The 24937-nt window shown below is 69.4% G+C and carries 19 protein-coding genes and 1 pseudogene; 4 read left to right on the top strand and 16 right to left on the bottom strand.

Annotated elements, in window-relative coordinates; genetic code table 11:
* Positions 1 to 9: 9 nt before the first annotated feature.
* Positions 10 to 1382: pseudogene (locus OIE49_RS26395) on the top strand (RecQ family zinc-binding domain-containing protein); the annotation flags it as partial.
* A gap of 261 nt (positions 1383 to 1643) precedes the next feature.
* A complete protein-coding gene (locus OIE49_RS26390; protein ID WP_326804425.1) occupies positions 1644 to 2258 on the top strand; it encodes a hypothetical protein in 615 nt (204 codons plus the stop codon).
* Between the two features lie 225 nt (positions 2259 to 2483).
* Here the strand turns inward: OIE49_RS26390 and OIE49_RS26385 are convergent, their stop codons facing one another.
* From OIE49_RS26385 to OIE49_RS26365, 5 genes are all read right to left on the bottom strand, one after another.
* A complete protein-coding gene (locus OIE49_RS26385) occupies positions 2484 to 3119 on the bottom strand; it encodes a hypothetical protein (RefSeq protein WP_326804424.1) in 636 nt (211 codons plus the stop codon).
* Positions 3120 to 3187: 68 nt separating this feature from the next.
* A complete protein-coding gene (locus OIE49_RS26380; protein WP_326804423.1) occupies positions 3188 to 3889 on the bottom strand; it encodes a ribonuclease HII in 702 nt (233 codons plus the stop codon).
* 330 nt (positions 3890 to 4219) lie between these two features.
* Positions 4220 to 5128 (bottom strand): ADP-ribosylglycohydrolase family protein, encoded by a 909-nt coding sequence (locus OIE49_RS26375; RefSeq protein WP_326804422.1) that lies wholly within the window; start codon positions 5126 to 5128, stop codon positions 4220 to 4222.
* A gap of 3 nt (positions 5129 to 5131) precedes the next feature.
* Positions 5132 to 5800, bottom strand: coding sequence for a histidine phosphatase family protein (locus OIE49_RS26370; RefSeq protein WP_100570716.1), 669 nt, complete (start codon positions 5798 to 5800; stop codon positions 5132 to 5134).
* A 117-nt stretch (positions 5801 to 5917) separates the two neighbouring features.
* Positions 5918 to 6523: a YdbC family protein gene (locus OIE49_RS26365; protein ID WP_100570717.1), complete on the bottom strand. Its 606-nt coding sequence runs from the start codon at positions 6521 to 6523 to the stop codon at positions 5918 to 5920.
* Positions 6524 to 6678: 155 nt separating this feature from the next.
* Here OIE49_RS26365 and OIE49_RS26360 point away from each other — a divergent pair, with 155 nt between their 5' ends.
* Entirely contained in the window at positions 6679 to 7212 is a 534-nt protein-coding gene (locus OIE49_RS26360; RefSeq protein WP_100570718.1) for a TerD family protein, read from the top strand.
* Between the two features lie 285 nt (positions 7213 to 7497).
* On the opposite strand, the gene OIE49_RS26355 is transcribed toward OIE49_RS26360, so the two are convergent.
* The 8 genes from OIE49_RS26355 to nrdR form a co-directional block, all read right to left on the bottom strand.
* Positions 7498 to 8115: an NUDIX hydrolase gene (locus tag OIE49_RS26355; RefSeq protein WP_326804421.1), complete on the bottom strand. Its 618-nt coding sequence runs from the start codon at positions 8113 to 8115 to the stop codon at positions 7498 to 7500.
* Between the two features lie 113 nt (positions 8116 to 8228).
* Entirely contained in the window at positions 8229 to 8624 is a 396-nt protein-coding gene (locus OIE49_RS26350) for a GNAT family N-acetyltransferase (protein WP_326804420.1), read from the bottom strand.
* An 86-nt stretch (positions 8625 to 8710) separates the two neighbouring features.
* Complete coding sequence (locus OIE49_RS26345; protein ID WP_326804419.1) at positions 8711 to 9235, bottom strand: hypothetical protein; 525 nt, start codon at positions 9233 to 9235, stop codon at positions 8711 to 8713.
* Positions 9232 to 11460 (bottom strand): hypothetical protein, encoded by a 2229-nt coding sequence (locus tag OIE49_RS26340; RefSeq protein WP_326804418.1) that lies wholly within the window; start codon positions 11458 to 11460, stop codon positions 9232 to 9234. Before OIE49_RS26340 ends, OIE49_RS26345 begins: the two co-directional genes overlap by 4 nt.
* Entirely contained in the window at positions 11453 to 13309 is a 1857-nt protein-coding gene (locus OIE49_RS26335; protein WP_326804417.1) for a hypothetical protein, read from the bottom strand. The genes OIE49_RS26340 and OIE49_RS26335 overlap by 8 nt, the downstream gene beginning before the upstream one ends.
* Complete coding sequence (locus OIE49_RS26330) at positions 13310 to 14680, bottom strand: hypothetical protein (protein ID WP_326804416.1); 1371 nt, start codon at positions 14678 to 14680, stop codon at positions 13310 to 13312.
* A gap of 159 nt (positions 14681 to 14839) precedes the next feature.
* Entirely contained in the window at positions 14840 to 17731 is a 2892-nt protein-coding gene (locus OIE49_RS26325; RefSeq protein ID WP_326804415.1) for a vitamin B12-dependent ribonucleotide reductase, read from the bottom strand.
* Positions 17732 to 17891: 160 nt separating this feature from the next.
* Entirely contained in the window at positions 17892 to 18446 is a 555-nt protein-coding gene (gene nrdR / locus OIE49_RS26320; protein ID WP_100570720.1) for a transcriptional regulator NrdR, read from the bottom strand.
* Between the two features lie 564 nt (positions 18447 to 19010).
* Between nrdR and lexA the strand changes: the two genes are divergently transcribed.
* Positions 19011 to 19790, top strand: coding sequence for a transcriptional repressor LexA (gene lexA, locus OIE49_RS26315; protein WP_100570721.1), 780 nt, complete (start codon positions 19011 to 19013; stop codon positions 19788 to 19790).
* Positions 19791 to 19962: 172 nt separating this feature from the next.
* Here the strand turns inward: lexA and OIE49_RS26310 are convergent, their stop codons facing one another.
* The 3 genes from OIE49_RS26310 to OIE49_RS26300 all read right to left on the bottom strand — a co-directional run bounded on the left by OIE49_RS26310 (position 19963) and on the right by OIE49_RS26300 (position 24830).
* Complete coding sequence (locus OIE49_RS26310) at positions 19963 to 21936, bottom strand: ATP-dependent DNA helicase (RefSeq protein ID WP_326804414.1); 1974 nt, start codon at positions 21934 to 21936, stop codon at positions 19963 to 19965.
* Between the two features lie 145 nt (positions 21937 to 22081).
* Positions 22082 to 22822: a GNAT family N-acetyltransferase gene (locus tag OIE49_RS26305; protein WP_326804413.1), complete on the bottom strand. Its 741-nt coding sequence runs from the start codon at positions 22820 to 22822 to the stop codon at positions 22082 to 22084.
* 76 nt (positions 22823 to 22898) lie between these two features.
* On the bottom strand, positions 22899 to 24830 hold the full coding sequence (locus OIE49_RS26300) for an IucA/IucC family protein (protein WP_326804412.1): 1932 nt from the start codon (positions 24828 to 24830) through the stop codon (positions 22899 to 22901).
* Positions 24831 to 24937 lie beyond the last annotated feature (107 nt).

Here is a 24937-nt window from a genome sequence, read left to right as displayed (position 1 = left end):
GTTTGCCCAGGTCAGGGCCCCAGTTCCGTTCTGAATTTGAATGCCACCCCAGTGGATCGGGAGAGCCTCAGCCTGGGCGTGCTGCGGCTGCCGGACGCCGCCCACCGGATGGCCTGGCTCGCCGACCACCTCGGCGACCTGCCGGGTTCCGGAATCGTCTACACCCTCGCGGTGGCGGCGGCCGAGGAGGTCACGGCCTTCCTGCGGCAGCGCGGCCACACGGTCGCGTCCTGCACGCGCAAGACGGAGAACGCCGACCGGCAGCAGGCCGAGGTGCTCCTGCTTCCCGGGAAGGAGGACGAGGCGATCTGGGAGTACTTCGCGTCGCTCGCCTTCCCCTCCGAGGATCTGGTGCGCCGCACCCTCGACGTACTCGCCCGCGCGGGGGGACGCTGTCGCTGCCCGCCCTGGAACCCCTGGTCGAGCTGCGCCGTTCCCGGCTGGAGGCGATGCTCAAGGTGCTCGACGTGGACGGAGCGGTCAAGCGGGTCAAGGGCGGCTGGATCGCGACCGGCCGGCCGTGGACGTACGACGCGCAGCGCTACGAGTGGGTCGCGCGGCAGCGGGAGGCCGAGCAGCAGGCGATGCGCGAGTACGCGGCGACGACGGGCTGCCGCATGGAGTTCCTGCAGCGCCGGCTCGACGACGACACCGCCAGTCCCTGCGGCCGGTGCGACAACTGCGCGGGGGCCCGTTTCACCGCGGACACCACCACCGCGGCCCTGGACGCCGCGCGCGTGGACCTCGGCCGGGCCGGTGTGGAGGTGCAGCCCCGCCGTATGTGGCCGACCGGCCTGCCGGCGGTCGGCGTCGATCTCAGGGGACGGATCCCGGCCGGTGAACAGGCCGCTGAGGGACGGGCTTTGGGACGGCTCTCCCACATCGGCTGGGGCGACCGACTGCGGCCGATGTTCGCGGCCCACACCTCCGACGCTCCCCTGCCGGATGACGTGGCGCGTGCCGTGGTGGGCGTGCTGGCCGACTGGGCGAAGGGCCCCGGCGGCTGGGCCCCGGGCGCGATGGACGCGCGGCCGCGCCCGGTCGGCGTCGTCACCATGCCCCCTCGCACCCGGCCCCGGCTGATCCACTCCCTGGGCACGCACATCGCGGAGGTCGGCCGCCTGCCGCTGCTGGGCGGCGTGGAGTACACACCGGACGCGCGGCGGGTGCCGCGGAGCAACAGCGCCCAGCGTCTGAAGACACTGGACGGGGCACTGACCGTACCGCCCGCCCTGGTCTCCGCCCTTGCCGCCAGCCCCGGCCCGTTGCCGCTCGTGGACGACTTCACCGAGACCGGCTGGCCCCTCGCGGTCGCCGCCCGCCTGCTCAGAAGGGCCGGCGCACAGGCGGTGATGCCGCTGGTCCTGGCGGTGCAGGGCTGATGGGACATGTCTGCGGCCCACACGAACGACGCGGACGGTCCCAGGAGTCGCGGGGCGAGCGCCGGGTAGGGATATAAGCCGTGCGTCGCCCGATAACGGCCGGTGCCCTCAATTGCTCGTTGCCGCATCCCAGTTCGACAGGAAGAATTGAAGTCCGCTCCCCGCACGGCTCAGCCGTTGGCCGGTAGGGCTCTCCTGCGGTGTGCGCTCCCCCGAATCCGATCTCGCCCGCAGTGTGGGCGCGTAGCCGAAGGGAGGAACGTGACCTTCGGATTCGCTCCGTCCTCGGCGGCATCGTTGTCAACGTCCGCCACCTCCGCCCACAGGGTGCTCGAACCCGCGGAGTGGGCGTCTGCGGGCATTCCTCTGCTGCGCAATCCGCGGGAGGTCGTCAGCGGACTGCACGCCCGCCACCGTCCCAGGCCCGCCACCGCCGTGGTCGCGGTCCTCGACCCGGACGAGCGGCTGCGAGCGAGTGCCTCCTTCGTCCGCCGGCAGGCGCCTGCCGACGGCTGGATGTTCCGCAACGCACTGCTGGACCAATTGCGCCAGGTCATCCCGCACGATCTGCGGCGCCGCACCCCGGTGCGCACCGCCGTACTGCTCTACTGCCGTGACGGTGACGCGCGTTGGACCGAGGAGGACGGTGCGTGGATGTGGGGACTGCGTGACGCCTGCACACTGCACGGGCTGCGCTGCGGGGCGTACATCACGCTGACCCGGGACGGCTGGCAGGTCCTCGGCGAGGGCCGCGGGGGCCGGCGGCCGCACGCGTACTCGACACCCGAGCCCTTCGGCACCGCCGAGGCTCCACCCCCGCTGCCGCGCACCGGCGGCGCGGCCTCCGCGGTGCTGCGCCGCGCGGCGGCCCGCTGACGAACAGGACGTCCCCCGTCACCCGTGCGTGCCGGACGACCAACCGGTGTGCGCACGACGAAGGCCCCGCCGCCGGTCGAACGGCGCGGCGGGCACGACGTCGGCTTCCCTCGGCCCCGGACGAACTCGGAACCGCCGGACGGTCCCTGGACCGCCGGACGGACTCAAGGCCGAATGGACTCGAGGCCGTACGGACTCAGGACCGCCGGACGGGCCGGACGCGGCTCAGACAGCCGCGCCCAGCACCGAGTTGATCTGCTGCGGGTCGCCGCAGACGACCAGCAGCGCACCGGCCTTGGTGTGCGCCAGGGACAGGGCCGCGGCACCAGCGGCCTGGGGGCCGCCGTTGATCGCGACCACGACCACGGGCCGGGACGCGGCACGCGAGGCCACGGCGGCGTCCGCGTAGAACACGTCGTCGCGCGCGTCGTGCTGCGCCCAGTAGGACGCCTCACCGAAGGACAGTTCGTGCGCGACCCACGGATGCGACTCACCGGTGGTGATCACCAGTACGTCACCGGGGGCACGGCCCGACTCCAGGAGCATGTCGACCGCTTCCTCGGCGGCGTCGAGCGCGCCGTCGGCGGAAGCCGGAACCAGTTGGATCTGCGGGGCCGCCGAGGCGGCGGGGGTGGTCGGCCGCGACGGCCCGGGCTTGGCCGGGGCCGACTCTTGCGACGCGCGCTGCGCCGGCGGCGCGGGCCGTGCGGCACCGGGACCGGGACGACCGGGGCGCGGCGGAGCCGCGGGACGGGGGCCGGGAACAGGGCGGGGGGTCGGCGCGGTGCGGCCGGAAGACGGCGTGACGCGGGGACCCTGGGCACTCTCGTGAATCTGAGGCTCCTCGGGAATGAGAGGCATGGGCTGATATTTATCAAACGTTGGTGCGGCTCGCGTGGGCGGGTGCCACTTCAGGCCGAGCGGAAGGATCAGAAGTCGAAGCCGAGCTGACCTTCGACCTCCGGAACGCCTCCGTCTGCCCAGACGCGGACCTTCTTGAGGTGCCGCCACCTGGGCAGCGCATCAAGATACGCCCACGACAGCCGGTGGTACGGGGTGGGTCCCCGCTCCTCCAGCGCGGCCTTGTGCACGGGCGACGGATATCCGGCATTGGCCGCAAAGCCGAAGTCTGCATGCTCGATACCCAGTTCGGCCATCATTTTGTCGCGGTAGACCTTGGCGATCACCGAAGCCGCCGCGACGGCCACGCACGACTGGTCGCCCTTGATGACCGTACGGACCCTCCAGGGGGCCCCCAGGTAATCGTGCTTCCCGTCGAGGATGACCGCGTCCGGAGGGACGGGCAGACCCTCCAGGGCGCGCACCGCCGCGAGCCGCAGCGCCGCCGTCATCCCCAGGCTGTCGATCTCCTCCGGAGAGGCGTGCCCGAGGGCGTACGCGGTCACCCACGTCTGCAGTTCCGCGGCGAGTGCGGTACGTCGCTTCACGGTCAGCAGTTTGGAGTCGGTGAGTCCCACGGGTGGACGGCGCAGTCCGGTGACCGCCGCGCAGACGGTGACGGGACCGGCCCAAGCGCCGCGCCCCACCTCGTCGACACCGGCAATGACCTTCGCTCCGGTCGTCGCCCTGAGGGAGCGTTCGACGGTGTGAGTGGGGGGTTCGTACGGCATGGCGCCCTTAGCGTACGCTGCGCGGATCCCGCTGCGACACCCCGCCTTCCCTTGAGCATCGCCCCGCCCCGGACGCGGACGGCCGGGGTCCGGTTTCAAAGCCCGTTCGTTCGCTCACGCACATTCCGGCGCGGTGCGTCATCGCGCCCCGGACGACGTCCCGCACACCGCTGTTAGCCCCCTCCAACCTCGCTCCCACGGCCGCATTCCAAAGGGCGGAGACATCCGGAAGAAGCTCGATCCCCGGCCCGTCCGCCCCTTCGGCGGTCACATCTGGAAGCACCCCACCCACGCCGGGTCGCATTCGCGAATCATCGCGCGAAGCACAGGTCACACGGACGACGGGACCCAGTCGGGCAGTGCCTCCGTGCGCCGCACCCACTCGGCGGGCGGGGCCCCGGCCTTCCCCGAGGCGAGTACACCGCCCACGATGGCGCAGGTGGTGTCCACGTCACCGCCGGCCCGGGCAGTCGTCCAGAACGCGTCCTCGAAGTCGGCCAGGCACCGGGCGGCCGACCAGAGCGCGAAGGGCACCGTGTCGTGCGCCGTCGTGCGCCGTCCGGAGCCGAGGACCGCGGCGACGGTGGCCACGTCGCCGTAGTCGAGCATGTCGCGGGCGCGCCGCAGGCCGGCGCCGACGGCGCTCCTGGCCGGTACGAGGTCGATGACGCCGCCGAGCAGTTCCTGCGCGGTCGGCGGCCCGCCGGGCGCGGCGGCCAGTGCGGCGGCCGCGGCCACGGCCATGGCGCCCACGACGGCCTCACGGTGCTGGTGGGTGGGATAGGCGGAGATCTCGGCCTGGTGGGTGGCCTGCTCCGGATCGTCCGCGTACCAGGCGCCCAGGGGCGCCGTGCGCATGGCGGCGCCGCTCCCCCACGACCCGTGCCCCTTGAACAGGGCAGGCGCCAGCGTGCGCCAGTCGCCGCCCTCGCTGATCCGCCGCAGCAGCCCCGCCGTGCCCGCGCCGTACCCGCGCTGCGGTGCGTGGCGCCGGGCGAAGGACTGCGCCAGGGCGTCCTGGTCGACACGGTGGTGGGCGGCCAGGACGGTGACGACGGAGCAGGCCATCTCGGTGTCGTCCGTCCACTGCCACGGGCCGGGCGGCAGCTCGCGGCGCCTGAGCAGCGGGTGGTTCGCCGGGGCGAAGAACTGCGAGCCCAGCGCGTCCCCCACCGCGAGCCCGCGCGCACTGGCCAGCGCTCGTTCCAGGCGCACGCCCGGAGAGGAGTCAGGGGTCATCGCTCAGCCGCTCCATCCAGTGATCCCGTACGATTCCGGCTCACGCCACCGCTCGAACTGACGATCGAGCGTGTAGCGGCCGTCGTCCCCGAGAACGAGCATCCGCATCTCGGCGTTCCCCGGGTTCGAGAGGCACTCGAACTCCGCGACGGTCCAGTGGAACCAGCGCATGCAGAAGAGCCGCATGGCCAGGCCGTGGGTCACCAGGAGAACGTTGGGCGGGTGGTCGGGGTCCTCGAAGCTGCGGAAGAGGCTCTCCAGGAAGCCGCCGACCCGGTCGTAGACGTCGGCTCCGGACTCGCCCTGGGCGAAGCGGTAGAAGAAGTGCCCGTAGGCGTCCCGGTAGGTCTTCTGGAGGCGTACGTCGTCGCAGTCCTGCCAGTTCCCCCAGTCCTGCTCGCGCAGCCGCGGCTCTTCGCGCACGCGTATGAGGCCGGGGTCCAGGTGGAAGGCGCGGAGGGTGTCGTGGGTGCGCCGGTAGGGGGAGACGTAGACGCTCACGCGTTCGCGTCCGAACAGTTCCCGCAGTTCCTTGCCGGTCTCCTCGGCCTGTCGCCGGCCCCGCTCGGTGAGTCCCAGCGCGTGGTCGGGTTCGCGCTCGTACACGGAGTCATCGACGTTGCCCGTTGACTCGCCGTGCCGGACAAGGATGATGCGCCGTGGTCGTGCCATGCCAGAACAGTAGATCGGGCCGGCGCCGTTCGAGGACTCCGGCGGGCCACGTACGGCGCACATCACACAAATCGTGCGGCACGCGCCACACACGCGCGCGTGGGCCGGCGTCCGCCGTCACACCGTCCAGGTGCTCTCGAGTTCCACGATGTCACCCGTGAGCGACGCCACGTCAGCCTCCGTCTGGGCGCGCAGCGCGAGGCGCTCCACGCGCTCGGTGCGGTACTTGCCGTGCTCGGCGGAGGACTGCCACATGGACAGCACGAGGAACTCGTTGCCGGGGGCCTCACCGAACAGGCCGCGCACCATGCCGGGCGAGCCGGCCATCGCCGGGTTCCAGACCTTCTCCTGCATCAGCGTGAAGTGCTCGGTGCGCTCCTCGTGGACCCGGCAGAGGGCGACCCGCAGCAGGTCGGCGTCCGAGAAGCGGGGTTCGAAGCCGGTCTTCACGTCGAACCGGTAGTCGAACAGCCGGACCTGGGCGTCCTTGAAGGTGCCGGCCTGCGTCGCGGCCAGCCGGTCATGGGAGCGGGCCATGAAGGAGTCGTAGAAGGCACGGCTCTCCCAGAAGGCGAAGATGTGCGCGACACCCGGCCGCCCCCGGCTCCACCCGCCCCCCTGTCCCCGAAACCCCGGCTCTCCAAGAAGCCCCGCCCATTTCCGCTGCCCCCGCTCGAAGCCCCGGCGGTCCACCACGGTGCAGCGAATCCACTTGACCAGCACCGCGCCATCGTAAGGCCCTGGGACGTGGCCTCGGTCACTCTCGTGGGGACAGCGCCCGCGCAAGCGCCCCCGCGCGCGTGGCACGATGGACAACACGCGCCCGCAGAAGGGAAGTTGAGGCAGAGGGGCGCACAAGGTCGGTCAAGGGGAGTCAGATGAGCGGACTCAGCAAGGGGATCGGCAAGGTCGAGGTCGCGGTCAAGTGGGATCCCAGTCCCGCGGGGCAGCCGCCCACCGACCTGGATCTGGTCGCCGCAACCTACCGGGCGGGCGACCCGCATGGCGAACCAGCCTATGTGGTGCATTTCGACAGCCGCTCTCCCGACGGCACCATCTATCTCAACCGGGACAGCAGGGACGGTCAGGGCTTCGGGTGGGACGAGGTGATGACACTGGAACTCGACCGGCTCGGCGACGGGTACGCGCGCGTGGTGGTCGGCGTCGTCATCCAGCAGCGTCCGGCACGCCGCACCTTCGCCGGCGTCCTCGCTCCCGGAATGCGCGTCCGGGAGGGGTACACCGTTCTCGCCGAGGGCGATTTCGGCGGCGTCCTCGGCGCGACGGCGGCCACACTCGCGGAGTTCACGCGGAACGAGGCGGGTACCTGGGAGTTCCGCCCCGGCGTCCAGGGCTTCGAGGACGACCCGGAGGGCTTCACCCACAGCATGGGCCGGGCACGCCCGTCGTAGCCGAAACGCGTAAGGGGCGCCGGCCCATGGCCGGCGCCCCTTACTTCACGGCGTTGCCGTCCGATCAGCTGGACCTGACCATCTGGGGGGTGTCCCCTGCCTTCTGGCATCCCCTCCGGATGCTGCCGTGTCCCAGGGACATAGTCCTTTGGCCCCCGCTAAGGCACTCCCGGAACACGGCGCCCGGTGTCCCCTCTGATCGGCTGACTGTCGATGACGCCCGCCATCGAATGCGTTGTGCCGCCGCGGCAAGGGACGTACGGTGCCGCGGACCGCCAGAGGCAGCTACCCGCGATGCCTCCGGGTGCGGGCGTGCTGCAGCTTGCGGGTGAAGCGGTGCATTTGGGGATCGAGCAGCTCGTCCGACTCCTCGAGCACCTGCTCGTCGGTCAGCCACCGGATTGCGTTGAACTCGGCTTGGTCGTAGGAAGTGATGGTGTCGGCGTCGGCGTTGAGCAGATACCACAGGGAGACGTCGGTGTGTGCGCGCTGGCCCCTGGTTCGGGTGACAGTGAGGAAGAAGGGATGCTCGCCGTTGATCGGCGATGCCACGGCCTCAATGCTCAGCTCCTCGCGGCACTCGCGGACCACTGCGGCCCACGGATCCTCGCCCGGCTCGACGTGTCCTCCGGACGGCAGCCACAGACCCGCCTTGCGATGCGCGACGAGCAGCAGCCGCTCCCGCGTGTCGTCGAGGACGACGAAATAGCTCACCAAGTGCATCGCCGGAACATCTGGCTTGCGCACCCGATAGACCGGGGCTCCGCTGGCGATCCACTGCGTGGCGGTCTTCAGATGTGTGCGCTCCAGGTCATCCCACGGGTCGATAGCAGCGACCAACTCCAAAAGGTTGGCACGCGACTGTTCATCAGGGGTACTGATCGGATGGGTCATCGAGGTCATCCACGCATCCTCGCAACGACCACTGACAACCAGCCGGGGCAGAGCGCTGTCACTGCCAGACACCTGAGAATCACGTGACCACAGCTCTGGGGGTTACATGACCGTCGGCAGGCTCAGAGTGCGATGAGTCCCGCGGCCGTCGGCTGGAATCCGCAGGCGTCGAAGTAAAACGACTGCAGGTCGTCCTCGAAGTCGACGTGCAGCCATTCGCATTTGGCCATACGGGCCTGTCGGACGACCTCGGTAACAAGCCCGGCTCCGATCCCCGAGCGGCGGTAGCTTGCTGCGACCACGGTGTCCAGGATGAACGCGTGGAGGCCGCCGTCCCACGCGACATTCACGAAACCGACGAGGTCTCCATCATGGCGTGCACAGACCCAGCCCAGGCTGTGGTGATGAACCTGGGTCAGCCAATCGACTTTCGAAGTCTGGTGGTTGAAACCCGCTGCATGCAGCGCATTGACGGCTGCGTTGTCGAAGTCGCCCCGCCACTCATACGTGATCGTCATGGCTGCGAGCGTAGACCGCCCTCCCGCCCAGTTCCTCCCTCGTCACAGGACCAGGGATGATCACCGTTGAGAAAACCTCAGCCCCTTCAGTCCCTCCCGGTGCTGCAGTCCGAAGGTTCAGCAACCGGTCGAAGGTGTCGCACCTTCTCGGCCTTCTCTCTGATGACGGCGTCGTACTCGTCCTTGAGCTTCCAGTGGAGCTCCCGGGCATATGAGGCGACGTGCATGAGTTGCTGCTCGATCTCCTCACGTCGCTCTCGTTCCTTCTGAATCGTGCGGTTGGCCTCCTGCAGCTGCCTCGCCAGGTCCGTGACAGACACCCCGCTGCCCGCGCGATCGAGTTGCGCCTGAACCAGCGCGGGCAGGACCGTGGTCACCTGCTCAAGCAGTTCTGCGTGGTCACGGTAAGTCGCTGATCGGGCAGCCGGCGCCGTGATCGTCACGGACTTCTTGTTCACTGGCCTGTCGGACGCAGCCAGAACTGCTGCGGCTAGCACCAGCCGCAGAGCTACCGGGACACCTTCCTGGATGAGCAGTTCGCCGCTGAACGCCTCGCCGCCTTTGACGCGGGAGGCCACCCGCATCAGGGCCTCGATGCCGTCGTCGCTCACGCGCCACCTCCCAGGGCCTCGCGAACGTAAGCGTTGACGTGCTCGATGACGATGTCGTAGACGTCGTCATCGCTTAGGTCCCTGAATTCTTCGCGGATGTGGGGGTTGCCCTCGTCCATCTTTGCAGCTGCCCGTTGCGAGGACTCGCTACCGACGGCGAGTTGCTGGCGGCGCATGAGTTCATAGCGTGCTCGATCCGCCCTGGTCATGACGGAGTTTCGGCATCTTCCGGGGAAACAGAGTCGGAAGTTCGGCTTTCCCTCGCCGTCACACATGGCGCCCTCTGCCTGCCACATGCACAGCGTCAGGGGTCCCTGGGTGACGTTGCGGTTCTTCTTGCCGAGGGACTTCAGACGGGTTGGGGTCAACGGGGCGGGGTTGCTCAGTGGTGCCCCTGCGGTCGTGACCGCAGCGTCGAACCGGGGAAGTCCGTTGCCCGTGAGCGTGTCACGTTGGGCCGCGACCCACCGCATGCGGCGACCGATGTCCTCCTGAGCGACCTCGACGACCTCCTCCGGCTCAAGCGGAGTGATGATCTTGTAGATGTCGCCGATGTAGCCGCGGGCGACAGCTGCTGTGTCCCACTGCCCGAACGCGGCGGCCAGGGCCTGGCCATGTTCCCGCACCGCATAGGCCTGGCCTGCAGTAATACGGACCTGGCGCATGTTGACCTTCAGGTTGTCGAGGCTGTGCCGGATCACCGCGCGGTTGTGGAGTTCCGCGCCGGCCTCCTTCATGAGTTTGACGAACCACTGGTCGAGGTAGAGACCCTCGCGGGCGTCGACCCTGGCCTTCTTGCCGAGCGGCGTCGCTAGGCGCTGGTCGAACAGGTAGCGCAGGCCTGTGAGGCTGTGGATCGCCGGCTCGTAGCCCAGCGCCCGTTGCAGACGCCCCATCAACGCGATGACGTGCTGGATCCGGCTGTTGACGGCGACCTTTGTCGGCACGGGCATGTGCCGGTTCTTGGTCTTGTGTGCAGCGAGGGTGCGCTTGATGTAGCTGGTCCCGTCTGATCGCTGGACCTCCTCGGCAGTGACGCAGTCCGGGGTCAGGATGGCGAGCTGACCGTCGCGAAGCATCAGGGTTGCCGACAGGTAGTACATGCAGGCGTAGACGATGCGCCGTTGCCAGATGTCGAGTCCGCTTTTGGTGGCGAGCAGGCGGGGGGTCCAGGGCTTCTCGCCTCCGTCCAGGGTGGGAACGATGGTGATCGGCAGCGGGCAGGGGCTGCAGGACTCGTCGAGGACGACGCGGCCTCGCAGCTGCGACTGGACCCAGCGGCCTGCGTCGAAGGCCTCGTCGGCGTTGTAGACGCCCTGCAGGCGGGCGAGCGGAGCGTGGGCGAGGGTGAGTTCGCCGTTGAGGTTGCGCGAGCCTGGCGCCTTGCCGCCGGTGCGGTGAGCGATCTCGAGGACCTGCCCGAGCATCCGCTGCCGCACCTCGTCCTGAGACACCGGGGATTCGTCCGCGGTGTTGGACGCCCACCACTCCACGTGCGCGACCACGTCCTCGGCAACGTGGTCGATCAGCCAGGCCGTGAAGCCGAGCAGGTGCCCGACGTGCTCGTGCGGGCGGACCAGGTTCCGCTTGCCGCGATTGGCGAACAGCTCGTTGATCTCACGTCCGCCGAAGGGCAAGCCGTGTCCGAGCAGCCCGTTTCGGTCGGCGATCTGGGTCGCCTGCCACAGCGCCACCAACTGCTGTGCTCTGCCGCGGCCGACCAACGGGGACAGCGTGGCCCCCGTCTGCTTGTCCTCGACGCTGGCGGGCTGAACGAGGAGGAACGGCAGCCGCTCCCAGTCATCGGCGTCGAAACGTACCAAGTGGTGTGCGTCCGCGATCTGCAGAGCGTGGGTGAGGGCCTTGAGGTTTCCCTGGGCCGTGACTGGTTTGGTGGGCTCTTGGATGTGCGCCCAGTTGTCGGCCATCGGGTTGCCGGGAGCGCGTTCGGCGGCCAGCGCAGGGTTCATCTGCAGCAGGGCGAGTTCCTTCGCCGCGTCACGCCACCGGCGGGAGAGTTTAGCGAACGGGAACCGGGTGGCGGTGCCAGCTTTGTCGTGCCATTCCGGGTGGCCTGCGAGATCCCATGTGTCCTGGCCGAACACGACGTCGTGCAGGAGGTACTCGCCACCGGGGATGAGGTCGTTGATCCGCTCCGTGGCCGGGAACAGGGGCTGTGCCGTCTCGAACGCGTCGGCGCCCGGGAACGCGAGGATCTCAGCCATGCCTCAGCTCCATGTACAGGCCCGTCACGGTCAGGATGTGCGGGCGGAGGTCGGTGGTGCGACGGACGTTCTCAACGACGCGGGAGGGGAACTCCTTGAGGCTTCCTCCTGCATAGAAGCGCAGGTGGGAGGCCTCACCGTCCTCCCACTCGGTGGGGTCGTTGCGTTCGACGATCTTGGTGAACTCGACTGCGGCGAGCAGGCCGGGGATGTGGTCGGCGGTGCGGTAGCCGTTGGGGCAGGTGAAGCATGCGACGATCCCGAGGGCGCATCGCCGTGCTGGCGTCTGCGGGTCGTTTCCCTTGCTGGTGCAGACACCGACCTCGACGTCCATGAGCTGCTCAGCAGGGACCGCGGCGAGCTCGGCAGCCGGTCCCTCGGTGGCCTGGGCCAGGGGCTTGAAGCGGGCGACGGCCTCGTCGTGGAAGTCGTTCTGCGCAGCCGCAGCGAGCTTGTTGAGCAGGTAGTCGGGCAGCACGTGAGAGGCGTAGTGGACCTTCGTGCGCTCGGAGTGCCCGTGGACGTCCCCCTTGAGTCCCTCGCCCAGGGCACGGGCCTCGGCGACGAGTCTGAGCGCGCCGAACCGCAGGGGCACGTCCGCGCGGGGACCGGCGGAGTCGTCCCAGTGGGCATTGAATTCGGGTGACCCTCGCCAGGCGCTCTGCGGACGCTGGTTGTCGAGGACTTTCGCGGCCGCGGGGTCGGCGGTGTGCTCAACGTAGAGCCGACTGACAACCGCGGCGGGCTTCCCGTCCGGGTTGGTCAGGTGCCGCCGATGGTGGCGCGAGAATCGGGTGAGTCCGGCGAGGGTCTCGATGACCCCTCCGGGAGTGTAGATCGATGACAGGCGCGTGGCTCTGGTGTCCTGGCTGTGGTTCCTGCCCTTGACCGCGTACTCCAGTGCTTCGTCGCTGCCCACGCGGATCAAGCTCTCGGCGTTCTTCTCCAGGAGCACGGAGTAGTTATAGCCACTGTTCTCGCCGAGGCAGTGCAGGATGAGCGCGGCAGTGAGGGCGACGTTGTCGGGATACAGGGCCCGGCCGATTTCCTGCATGTCATGGCCGACCACCTGCGGTTTCCGTGCGTACTTGACGTAGCCGAACGTCTCCGGGTGGGTGAGGGCCCAGGCCACTTGCTCCTCGTAAGTAGCGCCGAAGAAAGGCTCCCACGCATCGGTGCCGCACTGGTCCGGATGGGTGTCACGGGCCCAGGCGATGACGTCTTCCGCGGGGATGCGCAGCCAGTCCCTGCCGTCAACGTCGAAGCCGATGGAGTGGAAGAGCTCACGCTGGGCGGTGAACCGGGCCGTGTAGACGCCGCGGGCGGTCGCCTCGATCGCGGCCGCGGTCTCGTCCTCGTAGACGAATGGATCGGTTTCCTCTGCTCGGAACCTGGTGTTCTTCAGCGCTGTCGCCAGGGCCTTGCCATTGGGATGGTTCTCCCGGACCACGCGTGCCAGCAGCCAGCAGGCCGACCGCTTCGTGTTGCCTACAAGCGGGTCGTACAGCGAGCGGAGCGTTGGCACGTCCAGCTGCGGGTCGTCAAAGGAGTCGTATCCCTGCCCAGCCAACTCCGACAGCATGATGCGAACGTAGGACACCGACTTCAGCAGCGTTGCCGCCGACTCCCAACCGGATTCGCGGTCACCGTTGTCTGCAACCTTGACGGAGTTTGCCATTGCCCGCAGAAGTTGTCGCGCCGCTGGCGTCGCCGGTGCGTTGATGCGGGCTGTTTCCGGCTGGTAAGCGCCGGCGTGACGGAAGGTGATGGTCAGGTCGTCCTGGTTGATGCCGACGAGTTCCTGGATCTCGTAGGTTCCGGCGCGGTGGCCTCGGGTGGGGTGGGCCATTCAGCTGCCTCCGAGGAACTGCTTCGCAGGGATGGCGAGGAAGCGGTGCGCGGACTGGTTGTAAAGACGGGTCGAAGATTCGCTGGCGTGGCCGAGGGAGAACTTGACGAGTTCTACGGCTGCGGCGATGTTGTCGGCGATCCAGTTCTCGCGCCGGTGCTCCGGCACGGAGTCCGCGATGACGCCCTTGTAGATGCAGACAGTGAGGTGGACTGCGTAAGTGTGGCGGCAGTCGTGGAGCCGGAACCCGCTCGGGAAGTCCGCTGTGATGTGCGCGCGAACGAAGTCGCGGGCGCCTTCGATGATGTGCTGAAGGCTCCGGTAGGCAAGGGGATCGCCGGTGAACTCGTTGAGAAAGACGATCGGGCTGGAGCCGTTTGATTCCACCAGTCGGCGCCGGATCTTGAAGTCGCAGTCCGCCCACAGGCGGGTCCGCACGCCGCCGGGGTGGTCCGGGTCCTTGTAGCGAACCCGCTTCTGGTCGGCCTCGAGGATGTGCAGGGGTCGGTCGGGCGTGTAGGTGGTGCGTTCGGTGATCTCGGCGCGGGCGTTGTCGACGTAGTCCCGGACGGCTTGAAGTCGGTGGGTGAAGACCAGGGCGTCGCCGCCGGCGTCGCCTTTGGTGATCTGGTCGGCGACGCGCGTGGTGGTGATGGGAAGGGGGCTGATCCGGGGCAGTTCGTGGGTGGTGGTGTTCGCGAGGTTGTGCCGGCGCTGGCCGGACGCAAGGGCGAGCGAGATGAGGGCGTGGTCGCGGTCGGCGCCGAGGTAGCTCTGCTGGTGGCCGTTGAGGTCGACGCGGAGGGCGCCCATGAGCAGGTAGTCGGCGTACTCCGGGGTCAGCGGGATCCCCGCGGAGCCGGTGTTGCGCCGACGGGGCGGATAGCCCGCGATAGTCGTGCCACTCCACTGGCCGTCCTTACTGACCTTGATGATCTCGAACGGCGGCGTGTGCTGGTAGCGGCGCTGCAGGTACTCGTAGAGACGCTTGATAGCGGAGGCGGCGTTGCGCCAGCCGTCGCCGGTGAGCATGTCGGCGTCCTCGCCGTACTGGCGGCGGCGGTAGTAGGCGTTGAAGTCCTCTTCTATGGCCGCCAGGACGGGGTCGCGGTGGTCTTCGAAGGGGTGGCGTCCGCGGTGGTTGACCAGGAAGTCCAGCCAGCCGACCAGATCGGAGGCTATGCGGCTGGCTGTGCCGGTTTCAGGCTTGGTCAGGCAGTAGTGGCGCAGGAAGTTGCTTGTGAGTCCGTGGATCCGGCCGTCGATGGTGATGAAAGGTGCGAGAACCCGATCCGCGTGCCCGAGCGGTAGTGGGACCTCGTCGAGAGCGGCGGCCACGATCCGGTCGTCGTATGCGACGGGCTGTCGCACACACACATCCACCCCCATGCCGCCCTCCCCAACGCAACGTGTCCCCCCGGAGCTGATCACTCCGGGGGGACACGCTACTTGGTCACATGCGCCTCATGCCATCTGTGTCACAACTTCCCTCGAAATCGAAGGCAGGGGACACATCGAGGATGGTCATTTTCAGCTGCAACCGCTGGTCGAGCCGCAGCCCTCGCAGATGTAGCAGGAGCCGGCCCGCTGCATCTTCGTGCCGCAGGAGAAGCACAGCGGGGCGTCGGCCTGGATGCCGAGCTGCATCTCCACCAGCTCGGCGCTGGTGTGCGCCTGCTGGGGCGCGGGCTTCGCCGACTCGACCTCGGCCTTCGGCGTGGCGACCGCCTTCAGGTCGGTCTGGCGCGGCGCCGACTGGGCCAGGCCCTCGACGTCGACCTCGTCGTCGGCCGGCTCGTAGGAGCCGGTCTCGAGGTGGCGCTGACGCTCCTCGGCGGAGTGGATGCCGAGCGCGGAGCGCGTCTCGAAGGGCAGGAAGTCCAGCGCCAGGCGGCGGAAGATGTAGTCGACGATCGACTGCGCCATCCGCACGTCCGGGTCGTCGGTCATGCCGGCCGGCTCGAAGCGCATGTTGGTGAACTTCGAGACGTACGTCTCCAGCGGCACGCCGTACTGGAGGCCCACCGACACGGCGATCGAGAAGGCGTCCATCATTCCCGCGAGGGTGGAGCCCTGCTTGGACATCTTCAGGAAGACCTCGCCGAGACCGTCGTCAGGGTAGGAGTTGGCGGTCATGTAGCCCTCGGCGCCGCCGACCGTGAAGGAGGTGGTGATGCCGGGCCGGCCCTTGGGCAGCCGCTTGCGGACCGGGCGGTACTCGACGACCTTCTCGACCGCGCTGCGGATCGTGTCCTCGGCCTTCTTGGCGACCTCGGTCTTCTCGTCCTTCTTCTTCGCGGAGAGCGGCTGACCGACCTTGCAGTTGTCGCGGTAGATGGCGAGCGCCTTGACGCCCAGCTTCCACGCCTCGAAGTAGATCTCCTCGATCTCCTCGACGGTCGCCGACTCCGGCATGTTGACCGTCTTGGAGATGGCGCCGGAGATCCACGGCTGGATCGCGGCCATCATGCGGACGTGGCCCATCGGGGAGATGGCGCGCTCGCCCATGGCGCAGTCGAACACCTCGTAGTGCTCGTGCTTGAGGCCGGGGGCGTCGATCACGTTGCCGTGCTCGGCGATGTGGGCGACGACCGCCTCGATCTGCTCCTCCTGGTAGCCCAGGCGGCGCAGGGCCTGCGGGACGGTGCCGTTGACGATCTGCATCGAGCCGCCGCCGACCAGCTTCTTGAACTTGACCAGCGCGAGGTCGGGCTCGACGCCCGTGGTGTCGCAGGACATGGCCAGGCCGATGGTGCCGGTGGGCGCGAGGACGGACGCCTGGGAGTTGCGGAAGCCGTTCTTCTCGCCGATCCGCAGCACGTCCTGCCAGGCCTCCGTGGCGGCGGCCCAGACCGGCGTGTCCAGGTCGTCCATGCGGACGGCCGTGGCGTTGGCGTCGGCGTGCTGCTTCATGACCCGCAGGTGCGGCTGGGAGTTGCGGGCGTAGCCGTCGTACGGGCCGACGACCGCGGCGAGCTCGGCCGAGCGCCTGTAGGCGGTACCGGTCATCAGGGAGGTGATGGCTCCGGCGAGGGTGCGGCCGCCGTCGGAGTCGTAGGCGTGGCCCGTCGCCATCAGCAGCGCGCCGAGGTTGGCGTAGCCGATGCCCAGCTGGCGGTACGCGCGGGTGTTCTCCCCGATCTTCTGGGTCGGGAAGTCCGCGAAGCAGATGGAGATGTCCATCGCCGTGATGACCAGCTCGACGACCTGGGCGAAGCGCTCGACCTGGAAGGACTGGTGGCCCTGGCCGTCGTCCTTGAGGAACTTCATCAGGTTCAGCGAGGCGAGGTTGCAGGACGTGTTGTCCAGGTGCATGTACTCGCTGCAGGGGTTCGAGCCGTTGATGCGGCCGGACTCCGGGCAGGTGTGCCAGTGGTTGATCGTGTCGTCGTACTGGATGCCCGGGTCGGCGCAGGCCCAGGCGGCCTCCGCCATCTTGCGGAACAGGTCCTTGGCATCGACCTGCTCGATGACCTCGCCGGTCATCCGCGCGCGCAGGCCGAACGTCCCGCTCTCCGAGACCGCCTTCATGAACGTGTCGTTCACGCGGACCGAGTTGTTGGCGTTCTGGTACTGGACGGAGGTGATGTCATCGCCACCGAGGTCCATGTCGAAGCCCGCGTCGCGCAGGGCGCGGATCTTCTCCTCCTCCTTGACCTTGGTCTGGATGAAGTCCTCGATGTCGGGGTGGTCGACGTCGAGGATGACCATCTTGGCCGCGCGGCGGGTGGCGCCGCCGGACTTGATGGTGCCGGCGGAGGCGTCGGCACCGCGCATGAAGGAGACGGGCCCGGAGGCGTTGCCGCCGGAGGAGAGCAGCTCCTTGGAGGAGCGGATGCGGGAGAGGTTCAGGCCGGCGCCGGAGCCGCCCTTGAAGATCATGCCCTCTTCCTTGTACCAGTCGAGGATCGACTCCATGGAGTCGTCGACGGACAGGATGAAGCAGGCGGAGACCTGTTGGGGCTGCTTGGTGCCGACGTTGAACCAGACGGGGCTGTTGAAGCTGAAGATCTGGTGCAGGAGCGCGTAGGCCAGCTCGTGCTCGAAGATCTCGGCGTCGGCGGGCGAGGCGAAGTACTTGTTGTCCTCGCCGGCCTGCCGGTACGTCTTCACGATGCGGTCGATCAGCTGCCTGAGGCTGGTCTCGCGCTGCGGAGTACCGACGGCACCGCGGAAGTACTTGCTGGTGACGATGTTGACCGCGTTCACCGACCAGAAGTCGGGGAACTCGACGCCACGCTGCTCGAAGTTGACCGAGCCGTCGCGCCAATTGGTCATGACGACGTCACGGCGCTCCCAGGCCACCTCGTCGTACGGGTGCACGCCGGGGGTGGTGTGGATGCGCTCGATACGCAGTCCCTTGTTGGCCTTGGTGCCCTTGGCTCGGGAACCTCGTGCCGGACCGCTCGCCGTCTCTGTCATGCCGCCTCCCTGTACGGGCGTAAACGCCCTGAAGTGCCCCTGTTGTTCCGGAGCACGGTGTTCTGTCTGGCGTCGCGGGCGCCCTCGCTGCCACCCACGACCGGTCTCACTCACCGCCGCCGAGCCGGGTCAGGACGCGTCATCCTGACCGGCCCGCTGCTCAGTCGGCGGCGCCTGCGGGCGGGGGGACCTCAGCCGTCCCACCGCGCCCGCGGCCGTCTTCCTGGCACCCCGCGCAAGCGCCGTCGCCGTCCTGCGCGGCGGGGTGCACCGTTCCTTCTCTGAGTTCCGCGATGGCGGACTCGAAGTCCTCCAGCGAGTCGAACGCCCGGTAGACGGACGCGAACCGCAGATAGGCGACGAGGTCGAGCTCCTTCAGGGGGCCGAGTATGGCGAGCCCCACCTCGTGAGCGGCCACCTCGGCGCTGCCGCTGGCGCGCACCGCCTCCTCGACCCGCTGGCCCAGCTGGGCAAGGGCGTCCTCGGTGACCGGCCGCCCCTGGCAGGCCTTGCGCACACCGTTGATGACCTTGATCCGGCTGAAGGGCTCGGTGACTCCGGACCGCTTGACCACGATGAGCGAGCACGTCTCCACCGTCGTGAACCGACGGGAGCAGTCAGGGCACTGGCGGCGCCTGCGGATGGACGTGCCGTCGTCCGTGGTGCGGCTGTCGACCACGCGGCTGTCGGGGTGCCTGCAGAAGGGGCAGTGCATGGACTCCAACCCTCCTCACAGCAGACTCAATGACCTCACCAGACCCATGGGCCCCGCGAAGCAGGCACAAGCATAGGCGATGAACGGCGGCGCGAAGACCGGGGGGAACACAATCTGTGGGCCGCTGTAGCCATCCAACCACTACATGTGGGGATCGACTCCATTGGGGCAGGCGATACGCGCGTGTCGCGTGATGCGGCCACGCGGCGCGCACCGGCGCCACCGCGGGCAACACGCCGGTGGCGCCCGCGCCCGCCGGGGGAGCTTACGGATATACCGTGAGCGCCGCACGGAGGACGCGTGGGACTCCCGGGCAGACGGGAGGCGGCACCCGGATGACGGCATACCGGATGGCAGACTGGGGCAGCCGCCCACGAGGTCGCCGTCCCGGCGGTGAAGAGTACAACAATGAGCGCTTTTGCCTGCCGGTCACCGCACTGCCCTTACACCCAGAAACGTGATCAAGTCCGGCTGTCGGCGTTTTTTCACTCGAACGTGTGTTTGGCGCAACCTTTCGAAAGCAACTACCGTTGTGCCGGAGGGAGACCATCGAGAGGGGCCGACGTGACCACCACCGCAGACAGTGCCACCATCACTGCCCAGGACCGCTCCCAGGGCCGACTCGAGCCGGTGCATGCGATGAACGAAGCCACGAATCCCGAGGGGCACAAGCGCTCCCTGCCGGGCCGACCTCCGGGCATCCGGGCGGACAGCTCGGGCCTCACCGACCGTCAGCGCCGGGTGATCGAGGTCATCAGGGACTCCGTGCAGCGGCGCGGCTATCCGCCGTCGATGCGGGAGATCGGGCAGGCCGTCGGCCTCTCCAGCACCTCCTCGGTCGCACACCAGCTGATGGCCCTGGAGCGCAAGGGGTTCCTACGGCGTGATCCGCACCGTCCGCGCGCGTACGAGGTCCGCGGCTCCGACCAGGCCACCGCGTTGCAGCCGACGGACACAGTCGGCAAGCCGGCCGCCTCGTACGTCCCTCTGGTCGGCCGGATCGCCGCCGGTGGTCCCATCCTCGCCGAGGAGTCGGTCGAGGACGTCTTCCCCCTGCCCCGGCAGCTGGTCGGCGACGGAGAGCTCTTCGTCCTGAAGGTCGTCGGCGACTCGATGATCGAGGCCGCGATCTGCGACGGCGACTGGGTCACCGTCCGCCGTCAGCAGGTCGCCGAGAACGGCGACATCGTGGCCGCGATGATCGACGGCGAGGCCACCGTCAAGCGCTTCAAGCGCGAGGACGGCCACGTCTGGCTCCTCCCGCACAACGCGGCGTACGAGCCGATCCCGGGCGACGAAGCGACCATCCTCGGCAAGGTGGTGGCGGTCCTGCGGCGCGTGTGAGAACCGCGCCGGGCGGACTCGCCCACCTGCCCCCTTGATCGGGCCCCGGGACCCCTGCGCCGGTTCCGGGGCTCCGTGCTGTGCGTCGCCTGGTCGTACGAGGCGGCTCCGGTCACCGTGCTTGCGGATCGTGGGGGTGGCCTGACCACCACCGGTCAGACCGCCCCCACGGTCACTTGCCCTCCTCCTCGGCCACCGCGTTGATGGCCGCCAGCGACTTGCGGACCTGGTTGCCGTCCGTGGTGTGCCAGAAGTCGGGCAGCGACGCCTTCAGATAGCCGCCGTACCTGGCGGTCGCCAGACGCGGATCCAGCACGGCGACCACACCCCGGTCCCCCGAGGCCCGTACGAGACGTCCGGCGCCCTGGGCCATGAGGAGCGCCGCGTGGGTGGCGGCCACCGCCATGAAGCCGTTGCCTCCGGCGTCCTCCACGGCCTTCTGGCGGGCGCTCATCACCGGGTCGTCGGGGCGCGGGAACGGAATCTTGTCCATGACGACCAGCTGACAGCCGGGTCCGGGGACGTCCACGCCCTGCCAGAGCGACAGCGTGCCGAAGAGGCACGTCTTCGGGTCCGCCGCGAAGTTCTTGATCAGCTCGCCCAGCGTCTCCTCGCCCTGGAGCAGGATCGGGAACTCGGGGATACGGCCCCGCAGCTCCTCGGCGGCCAGCTGGGCCGCCCGCATGGAGGAGAACAGACCGAGCGTGCGTCCGCCAGCCGCCTGGATCAACTCCGTCAGCTCGTCGAGCATGTCGCCCCGGTCACCGTCCCGCGCGGGACGCGCCAGGTGCTTGGCGATGTACAGGATGCCCTGCTTGCGGTAGTCGAAGGGGGAGCCGACGTCGACCCCCTTCCACTGCGGCACGTCGTCGCCCTCGGTGCCCTCCGGCGCGAGACCGAGGGAGGCGCCGACGCCGTTGAAGTCGCCGCCCAGTTTGAGGGTCGCGGAGGTCAGGACGACGGAGCGGTCCGCGAAGAGCTTCTCCCGCAGCAGGCCCGAGACGGACATGGGAGCGACGCGCAGGGAGGCGCCGAAGCGGTCGTGGCGCTCGTACCAGACGACGTCCCACTCGGAACCGTTGGTGATGCGCTCCGCCACGTCGTGCACGTTCTCCACCGAGGCCAGCGCCTGTTTCCGGACGGCGTCCTCGTCCTGGACCGACCTGTCACGGGTCGCGCCCAGGGCGGAGATGACATTGCGCGAGGCGTCCCGCAGTGCCAGCAGCACATAGCCGAGGTCCTCGGGGATCTCTTCCAGGCGGCCGGGCAGGGCCAGTTCCATCAGACGCTCGAAGCCCTCGGCCGCGGTCTGCAACTGATCGGCGGCCTTCTCGTTCACCAGCTTGGCGGCACGGCGCACCGCGCGGTTGACCTGGCCGGGGGTGAGCTCACCGGTGGCGACGCCCGTGACTCGTGAGACGAGCTCGTGCGCCTCGTCGACGATGAGCACCTCGTGCTGCGGGAGGACCGGCGCGCCCTCGATGGCGTCGATCGCGAGCAGCGCGTGGTTGGTGACGACGACCTCGGCGAGCTTGGCGTGCTCACGGGCCATCTCGGCGAAGCATTCGGCGCCGTAGGCGCACTTGGAGGCGCCCAGGCACTCCCGCGACGAGACCGACACCTGCGCCCAGGCCCGGTCGGACACTCCGGGCGTCAGGTCGTCGCGGTCGCCGGACTCGGTCTCGTCGGCCCAGTCGCGCAGCCGCAGCAGGTCCTGGCCCAGCTTGCTGGTCGGCGCGGCAGCCTCGAACTGGTCGAAGAGTCCCTCCTCCTCGTCCTGCGGCATGCCCTCGCGCAGGCGGTGCAGGCACAGATAGTTCGACCGGCCCTTGAGCATGGCGAACTCCGGGCGGCGGCGCAGCAGCGGGTGCAGTGCGTCGACCGTGCGCGGCAGGTCCCGCTCGACGAGCTGGCGCTGGAGGGCGAGGGTGGCGGTGGCCACGACCACTCTCTCCCCGTGGGCGAGGGCGGGCACGAGGTAGCCGAGGGACTTTCCGGTGCCGGTGCCGGCCTGGACCAGCAGATGCGAGCCGTCGTCGATCGCGTCCTCGACGGCTTGGGCCATGGTCACCTGGCCGGGGCGCTCCGAACCGCCGACGGCGGCGACGGCGGCATGCAGGAGTTCGGGGAGGGAGGGCTTCGTCATAGCGCGACCACCCTACGGCTCGGGACTGACAATCGGGCGATCAAGGCGAGTTCCGGTGGCTGGGGATCTCCTACTCCCGTCCGGCGGGGTGGGAACCGGATCGGCCCGGGCGGTGTACCAGACGTGATGGCACTGGGGCTCACTGTCACAGCAGATCACGCAGTGACCGGTCGCGGATCATGAGGGCGGCCCGCTTGGCGGGCAGGTCGACCTCGGCGGCGAACCGGAAACCGGCGCTCAGAAAAGCGGCCACGGAGGGTGCGTTGCGCAGGTCGGGTTCGGCGAGGACGCGGGCGCAGGGGACGCGTCGGTCGAGCACCAGGTCGGCCACGGCTCTGAGCAGGGTGCTGCCGAGCCCTCGCCCACGGTCGGCGACGCCGCCGATCAGCAGATGGATACCGGTGTCGTGCGGCCGGGCCGGATAGTGCCGGGCCAGGGGATCGAGGTCGGCCCGGTAGATCTCCCAGTAGCTCATCGGCGTGCCCTCGAGCAGGCCGATACAGGGGACACTGCGGCCGTCGCCGTCGAGTTGCGCGAGCAGATGGATCTCGGTCACGTCCTGCGGCCCGGCCAGCTGCCAGAACTCCGCGACGGCGGGGTCGTTCATCCAGCGGCTGATCAGCGGCAGATCCCGCTCCAGCCGGACGGGAACCAACTGGAACGCGCCGGCGGGGGTGAGGGTGGGGCCCCAGTCACCCACGCCGTCGAGCAGGTCGGCCACGGCCGGGGTGCGCGTCCCGGTCGTCCCGCCGAAGCGCGCGACGAAGTCGTCCGGCAGTCGCAGTTCGAGCGTGTCCGCTCCATCGGTACCCGCCTCGGTCACGCGGAGGTGGGGAGCGGTTGCCGGCGCCTGCCCGGTGGCGGCTTCGGCGTCGGTGGGAGGCATGGCGCGCTCCTCTCGGAAGGAAGGTCTACGGAGGACGGGAGTCGAAGTCACGTCGGAGTGCGGGGCAGAGGAACGGTCAGAGGAACAGGGGGTTGGCGATGGTGACGTAGACGGACTGGGTGTCGACCGGGCCGACGAGCTCGTCGAGGCCGTGCAGCCGGGTCAGCAGGTTGGCCTTGCAGCGCAGCACCGGGGAGTCGAGCAGGCGGGCCGGCAGGGTGGAGCGCATGCGGGCCGGGCCGGAGGCCGTGACGGCGAGGAAGCGGCGGAAGGCGGCCAGCAGCAGCCGCTCGTCGGCGAGCCGTTGGGAGCCGAAGGCGCCGATCAGACCGAACACGTTGTTGACGGCGAGGTAGTAGGCGAAGCGTTCGTCGGTGACGTCGTCGGAGACGAAGGTGTCGCTGTGCTCGCCGATGCCGGGCAACCGTGCGTCGAGCTCCGCGTGCCGGGAGACACGGAAGTAGTAGCCCTGGTTGTCGCGGTAGCGACCGCCCGCGGGCCAGCCCTCGTCGTCCAGCAGGAGCAGCGTGTTCTGCTGGTGCGCCTCCAGGGCGACCCCGGCCTCGCCATCCAGCCACAGCACGGGGCGGACCACGTGTTCGAGGTAGCGCAGGAACCACTCGGTGGCGACGGCTCTCGACGGACGGCCGGTGCGGACGGCGAGGCCGGTGACGACCTCGGCCAGGCGGGACCGCAGGGAGAGGGGTGCGCCGGCCCGGGGGTAGGGCCGGGGTGCCACGAGTCCCGCGACGCAGGAGACGTCGTCCCCGGCATGGAACGGGTTGTGCCGGATCATCACGTCCAGCCCCGGCATCGGTGTCCCGTCCTGGTTGTCCACGGCCAGCCAGGCCGGGTCGCGGACGATGTCGAAGCCGGGGTGCGCCGCGTGCCACTCCTGGGAGAGACCACTGCGTAGCAGCCGGTGGACCTCCACACCCCGGTGCAGTTCCTTGCGGAGGTTCTCACGACGGGAGTTGGTGATGCGCAGGCCCAGCGACAGCTTGAGCATGGCGGCCGCGCCGGTGCGGTGGACGGTGCGTACGGAGGAGGTGGGATGCCAGGACGGCCCACAGGGGCCGAGGTCGCGCAGGAGTCCCGCGTCGAGCAGGGCCGCCGCACCTGGGCGGTGGCGTACCTCGCGCGACTGCCACGGGTGCAGCGGCAGGGCGGTATATCCGTCGGGCAGGGGCAGCTCCGCTCCGGCGAGCCGGGCGGTGAGCAGCCCCGCGGGTACAGTCCGGCCGCGTTCGGTCCAGGCGGAGTCGGTGGCGAGTACGGAGTCGGCGACCGCCAGCCAGTGCAACGGGAAGGAGCCTCGCGATTCGGGCGAGTAGTGGCGGACCTCGGCTTCCGACAGGCCCTCGCGGCTCTTCGGGGTCGGGTGCAGCGGATGCCCGAGCAGGAGGGCCTGCTCGGCGGAGAGGAAGCGGTCGGTTCCGTCGGTGGGACGGTGCCGGCGGTCGCGCAGGAAGAGGGTGGTGCCACGAACGGAGTCGGCGACACGGGCGACGAGGTCGAGTGCGGCGGTGTCGCAGGGCTCGGCCGAAGTCCGCTCGGGTGACGGGTCGACGGTCGCGGGCTCCCGCGAGGGTCTGGGGACGCCGTTCCTGACGCGTGCTTCCCGCGCGAGCAGGGTGGCGACCGTGACGGCGTCGGCCGGCGGGGCGTCCTCCGGGGCGTCGGCCAGGTACGGAAGGCCGAAGCGGTGCCAGCCCGTCGGGGACCAGTGGTGGACGGGCACGAGCAGAGCCGTCCCGCCGGCCCGTAGGGGGATGCGGAGGGTGCCGTAGCAGGGAGCGGCGGCGCCGGTCTCGCGCACCCAGCAGCGCAGGAGGTTCTCCACGGCCGCGGCCTGGGCGGCGGTGTGCGGGTCGGGGTGTTCCAGGAGGTCGGTGGGTGTGCCGTCGGGCCGTGGAGCGGCCGATGTCCTTCTTGGCTGACGGGGGACCGTCTCGGCCGGGTCGGGGGTGCGGCGGGAGCGGCCGTGGGGGATGGGGGTGAGGTTCAAGACGGCTCCTCGGGTGACGTTCGGGTCGACGTGTCCGGCCGATGACGGGCCGGTTGGGCGACCGTGGGGGCGGCGGTCAGGGCGGCAGTGGAGCGATACGGGTGAGC

Origin of the sequence: Streptomyces sp. NBC_01788 (assembly GCF_035917575.1) — a bacterium.
In the GTDB taxonomy this organism is placed as follows: Bacteria; Actinomycetota; Actinomycetes; order Streptomycetales; family Streptomycetaceae; genus Streptomyces.
Note: the sequence above shows the minus strand (reverse complement) of the source record. Positions and strands in the feature narration are given on the sequence as shown.

What these genes read in the sequence shown, in the direction of transcription:
- OIE49_RS26385 (WP_326804424.1), bottom strand. Translation starts at nt 3,119, where the DNA reads ATGCCTCTCATTCCCGAGGAGCCTCAGATTCACGAGAGTGCCCAGGGT.
- OIE49_RS26380 (WP_326804423.1), bottom strand. Translation starts at nt 3,889, where the DNA reads ATGCCGTACGAACCCCCCACTCACACCGTCGAACGCTCCCTCAGGGCG.
- OIE49_RS26375 (WP_326804422.1), bottom strand. Translation starts at nt 5,128, where the DNA reads ATGACCCCTGACTCCTCTCCGGGCGTGCGCCTGGAACGAGCGCTGGCC.
- OIE49_RS26370 (WP_100570716.1), bottom strand. Translation starts at nt 5,800, where the DNA reads ATGGCACGACCACGGCGCATCATCCTTGTCCGGCACGGCGAGTCAACG.
- OIE49_RS26360 (WP_100570718.1), top strand. Translation starts at nt 6,679, where the DNA reads ATGAGCGGACTCAGCAAGGGGATCGGCAAGGTCGAGGTCGCGGTCAAG.
- OIE49_RS26355 (WP_326804421.1), bottom strand. Translation starts at nt 8,115, where the DNA reads ATGACCTCGATGACCCATCCGATCAGTACCCCTGATGAACAGTCGCGT.
- OIE49_RS26350 (WP_326804420.1), bottom strand. Translation starts at nt 8,624, where the DNA reads ATGACGATCACGTATGAGTGGCGGGGCGACTTCGACAACGCAGCCGTC.
- OIE49_RS26340 (WP_326804418.1), bottom strand. Translation starts at nt 11,460, where the DNA reads ATGGCTGAGATCCTCGCGTTCCCGGGCGCCGACGCGTTCGAGACGGCA.
- OIE49_RS26335 (WP_326804417.1), bottom strand. Translation starts at nt 13,309, where the DNA reads ATGGCCCACCCCACCCGAGGCCACCGCGCCGGAACCTACGAGATCCAG.
- OIE49_RS26325 (WP_326804415.1), bottom strand. Translation starts at nt 17,731, where the DNA reads ATGACAGAGACGGCGAGCGGTCCGGCACGAGGTTCCCGAGCCAAGGGC.
- nrdR (WP_100570720.1), bottom strand. Translation starts at nt 18,446, where the DNA reads ATGCACTGCCCCTTCTGCAGGCACCCCGACAGCCGCGTGGTCGACAGC.
- OIE49_RS26310 (WP_326804414.1), bottom strand. Translation starts at nt 21,936, where the DNA reads ATGACGAAGCCCTCCCTCCCCGAACTCCTGCATGCCGCCGTCGCCGCC.
- OIE49_RS26305 (WP_326804413.1), bottom strand. Translation starts at nt 22,822, where the DNA reads ATGCCTCCCACCGACGCCGAAGCCGCCACCGGGCAGGCGCCGGCAACC.